Source organism: Roseovarius sp. MBR-154 (assembly GCF_053628595.1).
Genome location: NZ_JBRJGR010000003.1, coordinates 17,072 through 29,842, shown reverse-complemented (window position 1 = coordinate 29,842; position 12,771 = coordinate 17,072). Strand labels below are relative to the sequence as shown.

Annotated in this window: 14 protein-coding genes; 7 read left to right on the top strand and 7 right to left on the bottom strand. The window is 64.9% G+C overall.

Annotated elements, in window-relative coordinates; all coding sequences use genetic code 11:
- Positions 1 to 4 precede the first annotated feature (4 nt).
- Genes lgt through pgeF form a run of 3 tightly spaced genes read left to right on the top strand, consistent with a single transcriptional unit; the run spans position 5 to position 2,714 of the window.
- Positions 5 to 904 carry a prolipoprotein diacylglyceryl transferase gene (gene lgt, locus ACSSV4_RS05110; protein ID WP_454273916.1) on the top strand — a complete coding sequence of 300 codons (900 nt, stop codon included), beginning with the start codon at positions 5 to 7 and terminating at the stop codon, positions 902 to 904.
- The gene (locus tag ACSSV4_RS05105) at positions 901 to 1,962 is read left to right on the top strand and encodes a class I SAM-dependent methyltransferase (protein WP_454273915.1); all 1,062 of its coding nucleotides are present in this window, start codon (positions 901 to 903) and stop codon (positions 1,960 to 1,962) included. Before lgt ends, ACSSV4_RS05105 begins: the two co-directional genes overlap by 4 nt.
- On the top strand, positions 1,959 to 2,714 hold the full coding sequence (gene pgeF / locus ACSSV4_RS05100; protein WP_454273914.1) for a peptidoglycan editing factor PgeF: 756 nt from the start codon (positions 1,959 to 1,961) through the stop codon (positions 2,712 to 2,714). The genes ACSSV4_RS05105 and pgeF overlap by 4 nt, the downstream gene beginning before the upstream one ends.
- Positions 2,715 to 3,283: 569 nt before the next feature.
- Here the strand turns inward: pgeF and mscL are convergent.
- Positions 3,284 to 3,706 (bottom strand): large conductance mechanosensitive channel protein MscL, encoded by a 423-nt coding sequence (gene mscL, locus ACSSV4_RS05095; protein WP_454273913.1) that lies wholly within the window; start codon positions 3,704 to 3,706, stop codon positions 3,284 to 3,286.
- Positions 3,707 to 3,912: 206 nt separating this feature from the next.
- On the opposite strand from mscL, the gene ACSSV4_RS05090 reads away from it, so the two are divergent.
- A complete protein-coding gene (locus ACSSV4_RS05090; protein ID WP_454273912.1) occupies positions 3,913 to 4,722 on the top strand; it encodes an alpha/beta fold hydrolase in 810 nt (269 codons plus the stop codon).
- Positions 4,719 to 5,660: a DMT family transporter gene (locus tag ACSSV4_RS05085; RefSeq protein WP_454273911.1), complete on the top strand. Its 942-nt coding sequence runs from the start codon at positions 4,719 to 4,721 to the stop codon at positions 5,658 to 5,660. Before ACSSV4_RS05090 ends, ACSSV4_RS05085 begins: the two co-directional genes overlap by 4 nt.
- 7 nt (positions 5,661 to 5,667) lie before the next feature.
- Here ACSSV4_RS05085 and ACSSV4_RS05080 read toward each other — a convergent pair whose 3' ends face one another.
- Positions 5,668 to 6,792, bottom strand: a complete 1,125-nt coding sequence (locus ACSSV4_RS05080; protein WP_454273910.1) for an aminodeoxychorismate synthase component I — start codon at positions 6,790 to 6,792, stop codon at positions 5,668 to 5,670.
- Positions 6,793 to 6,953: 161 nt separating this feature from the next.
- Here ACSSV4_RS05080 and ACSSV4_RS05075 point away from each other — a divergent pair, with 161 nt between their 5' ends.
- The gene (locus ACSSV4_RS05075; RefSeq protein WP_454273909.1) at positions 6,954 to 7,478 is read left to right on the top strand and encodes a hypothetical protein; all 525 of its coding nucleotides are present in this window, start codon (positions 6,954 to 6,956) and stop codon (positions 7,476 to 7,478) included.
- Between the two features lie 110 nt (positions 7,479 to 7,588).
- The gene (carB, locus tag ACSSV4_RS05070) at positions 7,589 to 10,888 is read left to right on the top strand and encodes a carbamoyl-phosphate synthase large subunit (protein WP_454273908.1); all 3,300 of its coding nucleotides are present in this window, start codon (positions 7,589 to 7,591) and stop codon (positions 10,886 to 10,888) included.
- A gap of 25 nt (positions 10,889 to 10,913) precedes the next feature.
- Here the strand turns inward: carB and ACSSV4_RS05065 are convergent, their stop codons facing one another.
- The 5 genes from ACSSV4_RS05065 to ACSSV4_RS05045 all read right to left on the bottom strand — a co-directional run bounded on the left by ACSSV4_RS05065 (position 10,914) and on the right by ACSSV4_RS05045 (position 12,717).
- Positions 10,914 to 11,240 (bottom strand): VanZ family protein, encoded by a 327-nt coding sequence (locus tag ACSSV4_RS05065; RefSeq protein WP_454273907.1) that lies wholly within the window; start codon positions 11,238 to 11,240, stop codon positions 10,914 to 10,916.
- A 42-nt stretch (positions 11,241 to 11,282) separates the two neighbouring features.
- Positions 11,283 to 11,540 carry a TFIIB-type zinc ribbon-containing protein gene (locus tag ACSSV4_RS05060; protein WP_454273906.1) on the bottom strand — a complete coding sequence of 86 codons (258 nt, stop codon included), beginning with the start codon at positions 11,538 to 11,540 and terminating at the stop codon, positions 11,283 to 11,285.
- Positions 11,541 to 11,627: 87 nt separating this feature from the next.
- On the bottom strand, positions 11,628 to 12,035 hold the full coding sequence (locus ACSSV4_RS05055; RefSeq protein ID WP_454273905.1) for a universal stress protein: 408 nt from the start codon (positions 12,033 to 12,035) through the stop codon (positions 11,628 to 11,630).
- A gap of 77 nt (positions 12,036 to 12,112) precedes the next feature.
- Positions 12,113 to 12,400: a DUF5665 domain-containing protein gene (locus ACSSV4_RS05050; RefSeq protein WP_454273904.1), complete on the bottom strand. Its 288-nt coding sequence runs from the start codon at positions 12,398 to 12,400 to the stop codon at positions 12,113 to 12,115.
- Positions 12,397 to 12,717, bottom strand: a complete 321-nt coding sequence (locus ACSSV4_RS05045; RefSeq protein ID WP_454273903.1) for an antibiotic biosynthesis monooxygenase family protein — start codon at positions 12,715 to 12,717, stop codon at positions 12,397 to 12,399. Before ACSSV4_RS05045 ends, ACSSV4_RS05050 begins: the two co-directional genes overlap by 4 nt.
- Positions 12,718 to 12,771: the final 54 nt, after the last annotated feature.

Here is a 12,771-nt window from a genome sequence, read left to right as displayed (position 1 = left end):
ACCCATGCACGCCATGATCCCCTTCCCAGATATCGCGCCGGAGATCGTCTCGATCTCGCTTTTCGGCATGGAGTTCGCGCTGCGCTGGTATGCGCTGGCCTATATCGTGGGCATCGTCATCGGCTGGCGCATTGTGGTGGCCGGCGTCCGGCGTCCGACGCTTTGGCCAAATGACACCGCGCCGATGGACGCACGCGCGGTCGAGGATCTGCTGACATGGGTGATTCTCGGTGTGATCCTTGGTGGCAGGATCGGCTATGTGCTGTTCTACCAACCCTCCTATTACCTCGCCAATCCCGGTGAAATTCTCGCCGTCTGGCAAGGCGGCATGGCGTTTCACGGCGGGCTGATGGGGGTCGTGCTCGCGGTGGTTGTGTTTTCCTACCGGCGCGGCATCCGCTGGCTGTCGGTTGCGGATGCGCTCTGCATGGTGACGCCGGTGGGACTGCTGCTTGGACGAATCGCCAATTTCATCAATGCCGAGCTTTGGGGGCGCCCCACCGTCCTGCCCTGGGGCGTGGTCTTTCCCGGCGGCGCGGCGCAGGATTGCCCCGGCGTGGTGGGGCTTTGCGCCCGCCACCCTTCGCAGCTTTACGAGGCGGCGCTTGAAGGGTTGGTCCTGGGCGCGGTGCTGTTGTGGCTGGGCTGGCGGCGGGGTGCGCTGAAATTACCCGGAACGCTGACCGGGCTGTTCTTTGCAGGCTATGGCGTGGCGCGGTTCTTGGTGGAATTCGTGCGCCAACCAGATGCGCAATTTGTGGGCGAGGGCAATCCGCTGGGGCTGGCCTGGCATATGGGGGGCTATGGCCTGACCATGGGGCAGATCCTGTCGCTGCCGATGATCGCCTTCGGCATCGGCATGTTTCTCTGGGCCCGCCGGACACGGAAACCGGCCCCGGCGTGAGCGCGCTCAACCGTCATATCGCCGCACGCATTGCAGCTACGGGGCCGATCCCGCTGGCCGATTACATGGCGCTTTGTCTGATGCATCCCGAGATGGGCTATTACGCGACGCGCGATCCATTGGGGGCGGCGGGCGATTTCACCACCGCGCCGGAAATCAGCCAGATGTTCGGCGAATTGCTGGGGCTTTGCCTGGCGCAGTCATGGCTCGATCAGGGGCGCCCGACGCCCTTTGCACTGGTTGAGCTGGGGCCGGGGCGCGGCACGCTGATGGCCGATATCCTGCGCGCCACCAAGGGCGTGCCGGGGTTTCATGCAGGCGCGCAGGTACATCTGATCGAGACCTCGCCCACCCTGCGCGAAAAACAGGCGCAGAGCATCAACCATGAGCGCGTGACATGGCATGACGAGGTGAAGGACCTGCCCGACCTGCCGCTCTTTCTGGTGGCGAACGAGTTTTTCGACGCCCTGCCGATCAGGCAGTTCCAGCGGCAGGGAAATGCCTGGCACGAGCGGGTCGTGGGCCTGCGGGACGGTGCGCTGACCCTGGGTCTCGGAGGGCCGATGACGCCGCCCGATCTGGCGCATCGGCTGGCCGACACGCAAGACGGCGACATCGTCGAGACCTGCGCTCCGGGCCGCGCCATCGCGCAGGAGATCGGCACACGGATCGAGGCGCGCGGCGGTGCTGCACTGATCGCCGATTATGGCGACTGGCGCTCGCTCGGCGATACGTTTCAGGCGGTCAAGGACCACGCCCCGACCGATCCGCTGGCCGCGCCGGGCGACGCCGACCTGACCGCGCATGTGGATTTCGAGGCGCTGGCCGGGGCCGCCCCCTGCGCGCATGCCCGCCTCATCCCGCAGGGCACACTGCTCTTCCGTCTCGGCATCGAGGCGCGCAAGGACGCATTGGCACGCAACCTGACCGGGGCCGCGCGCGACAGCCATCTGGCGGCATTTCAACGCTTGACCGACCCCGCCGAAATGGGGAGGCTCTTCAAGGTGCTTGCCCTGCATCCCACGACCTTGCAGCCTCCGCCCGGATTTGACCCATGACGCTTGAAATCCTGACCTCGGACAGCCTCGCACCGCTGCGCCACGGGTTCTTCACCCGCCGCGGCGGGGCCTCCTCGGGCGTATTCGCAGGGCTGAATTGCGGACCGGGCTCGTCGGATCAATCCGAGATCGTGACGATCAACCGCGCCCGAGTGGCGCAGGCGATGGCGGTGGAACCTGCCAACCTCGTGACCGTGCATCAGGTGCATTCGGCAGATGTGGTGACGGTCGATGCGCCGCTGGCCGAACGGCCCCGCGCCGACGCGATGGTCACGGCGACACCCGGCGTGGCGCTTGGTGTGCTGACGGCGGATTGCCAGCCGGTGCTGTTCGCCGACGTGCGGGCCGGGGTGATCGGGGCTGCACATGCGGGCTGGCGCGGTGCGCTCGATGGGGTGCTGGAGTCGACGGTGGCGGCGATGGAAACCCTCGGCGCGGAGCGCGACCGGATCACCGCCGTGATCGGCCCCTCGATCAGTCAGGCGTCCTATGAGGTGGGCCCGGAGTTCCTCGAGGATTTCATGGCCGAAGACCCCGCCTACAGCCGATTTTTCGCCAATGGCGAGAATGGGCGCTATCAGTTCGACCTGCCCGCCTTCGGGCTGCACTGCCTGCGCCGCGCGGGCGTGGGACAGGCCGAGTGGACGCGGCACTGCACCTATGCGGATGCCGCGCGGTTCTATTCCTACCGCCGCGCTACCCATGCGAATGAGGCCGATTACGGGCGGCTGATCTCGGTGATCCGGCTCTGAGCCGGGGCAATCTGGGCAAGAACCCGGCGGGCGCTGACCCGTTTTCGTCAAACTTCGTGGCGCAGACGCGCGGCCCTGCGGCGCAAGTCTCCGGCTATCACATTAATTTCGTTGCATTTCACCAAAGGAGAAAGGCTCAGCACCATAACCATTATCGATCGCCGCTTTTTTTGAAATACGAGTTGCGGCGTCAAAACCTGGCCTCAAACCGTTGGCATAGTTGCCGACAGAGAAACAATGCGTCCCACGGCACGGGCCAATCAGAATGAGGAGCAGGTCATGAAGACACGTTGGTTGAAATCGGTGGTCACACACAGCAAACGCCCGGCCCCGGCGCTGCCCTATCATCGGCGCGCGCGCGCTCGCGCCGCGCCGCGCGTGCACGACACGGGCGAAGGCCGTCAATTCGGTCTGAGCCTGGGGTGCAGCAGGGCGAGTGAGCGATGCGGACAGGCCTGTGATGACCCCGCGCCGCCCGCTCTGCCACCGCCCCGGTCGTCGAAAGCGTATGCCTAGGGAATGGGAACCGCCGTGCTGCGGCGCCCGCGCGCTCGCGCCCTATGGCTGGCTCATTTCTTGAGCGAATCGCGGATTTCCATGAGGATGTCCAGTTCCGAGGGGCCGGGGTCGGGCACGACAGCCACCTCCTCGGGTGCCGAGACGGCACCCTTGGCACGGTTCACCGCCTTGACCAGCAAGAACACCACCCAGGCGATGATCAGGAAATTGATCACGGCCATGATGAAGCGGCCATAGGCAAAGACCGCCGCGCCCGCCTCCTCGGCGGCGGCGATGGAGGCGTATTCACCCGATCCAAGCAGCACATAGAGGCCGGAAAAGTCGATCCCGCCCAGAAACAGGCTGATGATCGGATTGATCAGGTCGGACACGAGCGAGCCGACAATCGCTGTGAACGCCGCACCGATGATGATGCCCACGGCCATGTCCATGACATTGCCTTTGGCGATGAAATCCCTGAACTCTTGCAACATGATCGTCCCTTTCGCATTTGCCTTCGCCGGATTTTCCTCTCCGCCGCTGGGGGGATTTATCATGAAACCCGCAAAATCCTCGTGAAAAAGCATGATGGACCTGCGGGGAAAAAGCGGGCCGCCCCCCCTACGGAGAGCGTGTCGCCTTGCCACGGCCCCGGAGCCCGCCTAGCGTGGCGCTGGAATCGACCCTGATGGAGAGACGCATGCACCTGACCCTTGGAGAGACCGACGCGCTCTATTACCTCCATCATCGGCCCTCTCGCGATGGCGCGCCGACCTTCGTTTTCGTCAATGCGCTTACCGGATCGACCGACGCCTGGGAGGCCGCAGTTGCGCCTGCACTGCGCGATCAGGGCTTCGGCACGCTGAGCTACAATTTCCGGGGACAGGCCGAGTCGCCGTTCGATCCGGCCCTCGACCTGACCGATCAGGTGATCGTCGCGGATCTGGAACGGCTCATGACCGAGGTCGCGCCCGTGCGCCCGATCCTCGTCGGGCTGTCCATCGGCGGGCTCTACGCGGCGCGCGCGGTGCTGAAGGGCACGCAGGCCGAGGGGCTGGTGTTGCTCAACACCCTGCGCGAGATCGGGCCAAGGATCGACTGGGTCAACACGGCGATGGCGCAGATCGTGGCGCATGGCGGGGTGCCGCTTTTTCTCGATGCGCTGTTCCCGCTGCTGGTGAACGAGGATTTCGCGGCACAGGCGCGCGGCAATTTCCTCAAGGGCGAGTATGCACCACTGCCGCCCGATCATGGCCACATGAACCTGATGCGCAATGCCGCCGAGACCGACTGGCAACTCGATTACAGCACCCTTGCCCTGCCCGTTCTGGTGATCACCGGCTTGCAGGACCGGGTGTTTCTGGACCGGGACGTAGTCGACCGGCTCTATGCGACCCTGCCCGATGCGCGGCGTGAGGACTGGGCCGAGGCGGGCCATCTTCTGCCGCAGGAAACCCCTGCGCGGCTGGCCGAGAGCCTGGCCCGCTTCGGAGCGGAGATCCGCCCATGAACATTCCCGAGAAATGGGCCTATCCGGCGGTGATGATCGGCGTCGCAGGCCATGCAAGCAGCGAGTTCTTCGCCAAGCTGTCGGGTGTCGCCGGGCCGGAAACCAGCGTCTGGCGCTACCTTCTGGGCGGCTTTGGCCTCATTCTCTGGGCGCTCTGGGATCGCGACAGCCGCGATCTGATCACGCCCTTGCGGCAGGAGGGGCTGCGCATCCTGTGGCTGTCGATCATGGGGGTCACGGTCACCTATCTGTTCTTTCACTGGGCGCTGGATTACGCGACGGTGATTCAGGTGGCCACCGTGACAACCACCATCCCGATCTTCGTCGGGCTGGCCAACTGGGTGCTCAACGGCGTGCATCCCGGCGCGGTCAAGATGGTAACCGGGCTTCTGGCGGTGCTGGGCATTGCCGTGCTGCTGACCGACGGGGCGCTCACCACGCTGGCCGGTGAGGCGGGCACCCTGCCCGGGGTTCTGCTGGCCATGGGCTGTGCGGCCCTTGGATCCTTCTATGCGGTGCTGATCAAGCCGGTGATGGGCCGGCATGGCGGTCTGCGGATCATCGCGCTGACCATGATGATCGGCGGCATCGGACTGTGGCTTCTGGTCGGCGTGGCCTGGGGCACTTGGGTCAATCCGGCGAGCATCGTCGAAAAGCCTCCGCTTGCGGCGTGGTCGCTGATCGTCCTTGCGCTGTGGAACACGACGATCACGCAATTGCTCTGGTTCGGTGGCCTGTCGGCGGCCCCGGACATCACCCGCGCCTCTTATCTGTTCTTTCTCAAGCCGATCATCGCGGCGGCGCTCGCCATCGTGATCCTGGGCTCCTGGCCCACAAGCTTGCAGGTTGTGGCGATCGTGCTGGTAACCGGCTGCGTTCTGGTCGAGTTGTACTGGCCGCGGCTGCGTGCGGCATTTGCCGGGCAGGGAACCCGCTGAAGACAGCTCAGGCAGGCACCGGCATGAGCGCGCGGGCAAAGCGCGCCTTCCACAGGGCCTCCTCATATTCGCCCTCGGCGGTGCTGTCATAGACCACACCGCCGCCGACGTTGAGCGTGGCCTGCCGCTGCTCCAGCAGCAGGGTGCGAATGGCGACGTTGAATTCCGCGCGCCCGTCGGGGGCGGCCCATCCGATGGAACCGCAATAAATCTCGCGCGCGGCCCCTTCCAGATCGGCGAGGATCTGCATCGCCCGCAGCTTCGGCGCGCCGGTGATTGACCCGCAGGGGAACAGCGCGCGCAGGATGTCCGACAGCGTGGCACCGGGGGCCAGATCGGCGGCGATGAGCGAGGTCATCTGATGCACCGTCTCGTAGCTTTCGACGCTGAAGAGTTCCGGCACGCGGACCGAGCCGGGCACGCTCACCCGGCTGATATCATTGCGCAAAAGGTCCACGATCATCAGGTTCTCGGCGCGGTTCTTTTCATCCGACTGAAGAAAGAACCGGCGACGGGCATCCTCCATCGCATCGGCACTGCGCGGCTGCGTGCCCTTCATCGGCCGGGTCTCGATCCCGCCCGACGTATCGGTGCGAAAGAACAGTTCCGGCGAGCGCGACAGGATCGCTGGCAGCCCCTCGGCCTCGATCAGGGCACCGTAGCGCACCGGTTGGATCTGGGTCAGCGCCGCGTGAAGCGCCTGCGGCGAACCCGTCGCCTGCATCCGGATCGGAAAGGTCAGGTTGGCCTGATAGATATCGCCCGCGCAGATATAGTCATGCACGGTCTGGAACGCCTGCGCGTAGCGGCGCTCGTCCCAATCAGGGCGCATGTCGCCCAGTTGCGCAGGGCCAGGGATGAGAGGCGCCGCGTCAAGCGGGGCCTCGAACACGCCGAATTGCAAGAGCGGCAGGCGGCGGCGCGAAGGCAGGGTCGCGGCTAGGCGCGGCTCGAACGCATGGCCCAACTCATAGCTGGCAAATCCGGCAAGCCATTGCCCCGCTGCGCGCGCCTCGTCCATCGCGGCAAGGGCGGCAGGCACCTCATCCGGCTCATGCGCCACGATCAGCTGTGCGGCCTGCGCGAACTGGCAGGCGGCCCCGGTCGGTCCATGATCGAAACGAATCTGCACGTTGCATCCTCTTGCACAGGTGCTGCGGTATTTAGGCCGCGCGGCACCGAAAGACACCCACAAAAGCGCCGCTTTGATCCGGTTTTGCGCAAGCCCCGCGCTTGACACAAAGCATGGCAGGCGCGACGCTCGGACCCAAGGGTAATTTCAGGACCGGATTGATGAGACTTCTTTTGCACAGCGGCATTCTGGGTCTCTGCCTCTGCGCCGGGATGGCAAGGGCAGAGCAGGCCTCGATCGGGTTCGAGGGGCCGGGCGAAGGCCCCGCGCCGCAGGAAATGCAAGAGGACGGGTATCGCATCGTCACCCGCAATGCGATGATCTCGACCGCTGAAAAGTCAGGCGACGGCACCGATGGCCCAACCGAGATCGAGGGCGCCATGGGTCAGCGCAGCGGCATCGCGATCCTGCGCGAGGCGTCCTTCACCCTCGTCTCCCTCGACTGGCAGTCCGAGCGGGGCGCGCCCGAAGTGCAGGCCGAGGGCTATCTCGGCGATCTGCTGGTCGCGGGCGACCGCTTTGTCGCCGACCCCGCGCAGCCCGGGTTCACGCGCTTCGACGCAGGCGCGCTCAAGGGGCAGGTGATCGACCGGCTGATCCTTTATCCGCAGCGCGACGGCGCGGGCATGGGCGCGCTTGACCGGGTCATTCTGGAAGATGCGCCGGAGGTGCCCGAAACCTCCTGAACACGCGCCGGGTTTGCCCCTTGCACACAGGCCGATGATGGATATAACCCCACCAATTTGCGCGCGCGCCCCAAGGGCCCGCGCGGTCATCAAGCTGCCCGAGGACCGATATGCCGAAAAGAACCGATATCTCATCCATCATGATCATCGGAGCGGGGCCCATCATCATCGGACAGGCCTGCGAATTCGACTATTCCGGCGCACAGGCCTGCAAGGCCCTGCGCGAGGAAGGCTACCGCGTCATCCTGGTGAACTCGAACCCGGCGACGATCATGACCGATCCCGGCCTCGCCGATGCCACCTATATCGAGCCGATCACCCCCGAGACGGTGGCCAAGATCATCGAGAAGGAGCGCCCCGACGCATTGCTGCCCACGATGGGCGGGCAGACCGGCCTCAACACCGCGCTCGCCGTGGCCGATATGGGCGTGCTGGAGAAATTCGGCGTGGAACTGATCGGCGCGAACCGGCAAGCCATTGAAATGGCAGAGGATCGCAAGCTCTTCCGCGAGGCGATGGACCGGCTGGGTATCGAGAATCCCAAGGCCACCATCGCCAACAACATGGATGAATGCATGGCGGCGATCGACTATGTCGGCCTGCCCGCGATCATCCGCCCCGCCTATACGTTGGGCGGCACCGGCGGAGGGGTGGCGTATAATCGCGACGATTATATCCATTTCTGCAAATCCGGCCTCGACGCCTCGCCGGTCAGCCAAATCCTGATCGACGAAAGCCTGCTTGGCTGGAAAGAATTTGAGATGGAGGTGGTGCGCGACCGCGCGGATAACGCAATCATCGTCTGCTCCATCGAGAATGTCGATCCGATGGGCGTGCATACCGGCGACAGCATCACCGTCGCCCCCGCGCTGACCCTGACCGACAAGGAATACCAGATCATGCGCAACGGCTCGATTGCCGTGCTGCGCGAGATCGGGGTCGAGACGGGTGGCTCCAACGTGCAATGGGCGGTGAACCCCGAAGACGGGCGCATGGTGGTGATCGAGATGAACCCGCGCGTGTCGCGCTCCTCGGCGCTTGCCTCCAAGGCCACGGGATTTCCGATTGCGAAGATCGCAGCCAAGCTGGCCGTGGGCTATACGCTCGACGAGCTGGACAACGACATCACCAAGGTGACGCCGGCCTCATTCGAGCCTACCATCGACTATGTTGTGACGAAGATCCCGCGCTTTGCGTTTGAGAAATTCCCCGGCGCCAAGCCGCATCTGACCACCGCGATGAAATCGGTGGGTGAGGCGATGGCGATTGGCCGCACGATCCACGAGAGCCTGCAAAAGGCGCTTGCTTCGATGGAGACGGGCCTTTCGGGCTTCGACGAGGTGGAAATCGAGGGAGCACCGGACAAGGCCGCGATCACCCGCGCGCTCTCGGTCGCCACCCCCGACCGGATGCGCACCATCGCACAGGCGATGCGCCATGGCCTCAGCGATGACGAGATCAACGCCGCCACGGCCTTCGATCCGTGGTTCCTCGCCCGTATCCGCGAGATCGTCGAAACCGAGGCGCGCATCCGTCGTGACGGCCTGCCGGTGACCGAGGACGGTCTGCGCGCACTCAAGATGATGGGCTTTACCGATGCCCGGCTCGCCACGCTGACCGGCCGCGACGAGGAACAGGTGCGCCGCGCCCGCGTCAATCTGGGCGTGCATGCGGTGTTCAAGCGGATCGACACCTGCGCCGCCGAGTTCGAGGCGCAGACGCCTTATATGTATTCAACTTATGAGATGCCCATGATGGGCGAGGTGGAATGCGAGGCGCGCCCGTCGGACCGCAAGAAAGTGGTGATTCTCGGCGGCGGCCCGAACCGGATCGGTCAGGGGATCGAGTTCGATTACTGCTGCTGTCACGCCTGTTTCGCGCTCAGCGATGTGGGCTATGAGACGATCATGATCAACTGCAACCCCGAGACGGTCAGCACCGATTACGACACCTCGGACCGGCTTTATTTCGAGCCGCTGACATTCGAGCATGTGATGGAAATCCTGCGCGTCGAGCAGGAGAACGGCACGTTGCACGGCGTGATCGTGCAATTCGGCGGGCAGACGCCGCTCAAGCTGGCGCGCGGGCTGGAGGCCGAGGGCATCCCGATCCTCGGCACCACGCCCGACGCCATCGACCTGGCCGAAGACCGCGAGCGGTTTCAGGATCTGGTGGTCAAGCTGGGCCTCAAGCAACCCAAGAACGGCATCGCCTCGACGGACGCGCAGGCCCTCGCCATTGCCGAGAGCATCGGCTTTCCGCTGGTCATCCGCCCGTCCTACGTGCTGGGCGGCCGCGCGATGGAGATCGTCCGCGACATGGCCCATCTGGAGCGTTACATCGCGGAAGCGGTTGTGGTGTCGGGCAAGAGCCCCGTCCTGCTCGACAGCTACCTGTCGGGCGCCATCGAATGCGACGTCGATGCGCTCTGCGATGGCGAGAATGTGCATGTGGCGGGCATCATGCAGCATATCGAGGAGGCTGGCGTGCACTCGGGCGACAGCGCCTGCTCGCTGCCGCCCTACTCACTCTCCCCGGCCACCATCGCCGAGATCAAGACACAGACCGAGGCGCTCGCCCGCGCGCTCAATGTCGTCGGGCTTATGAACGTGCAATTCGCGGTCAAGGGCGACGATATCTACCTGATCGAGGTCAACCCCCGCGCCAGCCGCACGGTGCCCTTCGTGGCCAAGGCCACGGATTCGGCCATCGCCTCCATCGCCGCACGGCTGATGGCAGGCGAGACGATGGCCTCCTTCCCCTATCGCGGCCCCTATCCGCGCGACACCAAGCCCGGCACCCTGCCGATGGCCGATCAGATGACGCTGGCCGATCCCGACATGCCGTGGTTCTCGGTCAAGGAGGCGGTGCTGCCCTTCGCACGCTTCCCCGGTGTCGATACGATCCTCGGGCCCGAGATGCGCTCCACCGGCGAGGTGATGGGTTGGGATGTGTCCTTCTCCCGCGCCTTCCTCAAGGCGCAGATGGGCGCGGGTGTGAGCCTGCCCGAAGGCGGCCGCGTGTTCGTCTCGATCAAGGACAGCGACAAGACCCCGCAGCTTGTGGAAGCCGCGCAGGTGCTGACCGATCTGGGCTTTACCATTGTGGCGACACGCGGAACGGCGGCCTTCCTGACCGAGGCGGGGCTCGCCTGCGAGGTGGTCAACAAGGTCTATGAGGGTCGGCCGAATATCGTCGACATGCTCAAGGATGGCGAGATCGCATTAGTCATGAACACCACCGAGGGCGTGCAGGCGGTCGAGGACAGCCGCGAAATCCGCTCGGTCGCGCTCTATGACAAGATCCCCTATTTTACCACGGTGGCCGGGTCGCATGCGGCAGCCTTGGCGATCAAGGCGCGGCAGGAGGGGGAACTGTCGGTGATGCCGTTGCAGGGCGTGCCAGCCTGACCCGGGTGGGGTCCGGCATCTGCCATCACCAGGCGCGGCGGCGTCCGAGTTGCGCCGCGATCCAAGCAGCGGCGAAGGCACCGATCCCATCGGCCAGAAGGTCGGCCAGTTCGGCGCTGCGTCCCACATAGGGTTGAACGATTTCGATGACCCCGCCATAGGCGAACGCCGCCAACGCCACGGCACGCCACTGCTCCGGGTGACGCCAAGCGAGCGGCACCGCGAGCGCGCCGAAGGCGAGCAGATGCGACAGCTTGTCCAACCCCGCCGGACCCGGGGGACCGGACGGCACCGGCATGACGGTCAGCGCGGCGATGATCAGGGCAAGGGCGACGGTCAGAAAACGAGGCATGTCCGCCTCATAGGCCGCCGCCGCGTCCCGATCAAGCGCCGATCAGAAATCGAAGAGTTCTTCGAGGAAGCCGCCACGCTTCTTGCGCGGCTTGCCGCCCGAATAGCCACGATCATCGTCGCGTGGGTGGTGCCCGGTCTCGGCGCGCGGGGCCGGGCCCGCTTCGGCGGCCGAGCGGTCGATGATCTTGTCGAGTTCACCCCGGTCGAGCCACACACCACGGCATTTCGGGCAATAGTCGATCTCAACCCCGGCCCGCTCCGCAAGCACCAGTTCGTTTCCGTCGATCGGGCATTGCATGGCTTTCCTCCTGTCTGTAATCCAACTCACCCGAAGAGTTGGGCGCGCGGGACCAGCGGCACAAGAGGGCGCGCGATCTGCCGCAGCCTAGCGGATCACATGCACCGCGCAAGTGGCATGCCGCACAACCTTGGCCGCGGTCGACCCCAGAAGCAGATCCTGCATGCCGGGCCGGTGGCTCGCGATCACGATGCAATCGGGGCCATGCGCCTCGGCCCAGTCGAGGATGGTGCGGCCCGAATGCCCCTCGACGACGAAGGACTCGGCCCGCGGCAGCGCGGCGGCCATGCTGGACAGCTCCGCCTCGATGGCCTTGCGCGCCTCGGACTGATAGCCAGAGGGCAGATAGGAGATCGCGTAGGCTGGCACCTGCTCGATGACATGCAAGAGGCTGATCTTGCCGCCCTCGCCGACAAGCAGCCGCGCCGCCGCCAGCGCCCCGGCGCCGTCGCGCTCTGTATCGAAGGAAACGGGCACGAGAACATGGTGATACACGGGATATCCTTTCGCGTTATTCTGTCCGAGTGTCCCGCCAAAACAAGGGCCCTGCCTTGATCCAGATCACTTGGCCGCTATTTTTGAGCGTCCCGCATCTGCTGTGCGATCTGTGCCGCCCACTCACCGATGATCGGCAGGAACTCGATCTGACTCAGGGCCCATAGGATCACCGACAAGAGCACCGATGCCCCGAGCACCGTACCAAGCCCGACCGCAAGCCCGCGCGCGAAATTGAACGCCAGCAGCCGCGGCATATTATTGTGGATTCGCACGAACCGATGACTGTTGAGCCGCTGGAGCTCGCTGCGCAGGACCCGGATCTCCTCGCTCAGATCGTCGGTTTTCGCCGAGTCATCCTTCATTCGAAGGTCGCCACGACATCATACATCACCGGCTCGAAACTCTTGCACAGTTCGTTGATCGTCCGATTGCGCGCGCGCATCTCGTCGCTGCGCAGCATGGCCTGAAAATCCTCGCGCGCGCGCCATTGCGAATAATTGGCGATACGGGTCTGCGCATCGTTCACATGCAGACCGGCGGCGATGAAGCCGGGCTGTTTCGAGATGAACTCGCGATAGGCGTCGCGCAGCAGATCGAGCAGATCCTCGCAGGTCCCCGGTGTGACCTCGAAGGTGGTGAGCACGGTCTGATGGCTGCTTTGCTCTGTGATATGCGGCATGGCACGCCTCCTTTGATCTCAACCTAGCATGCGGACACGTGAGGGTAAATTCTC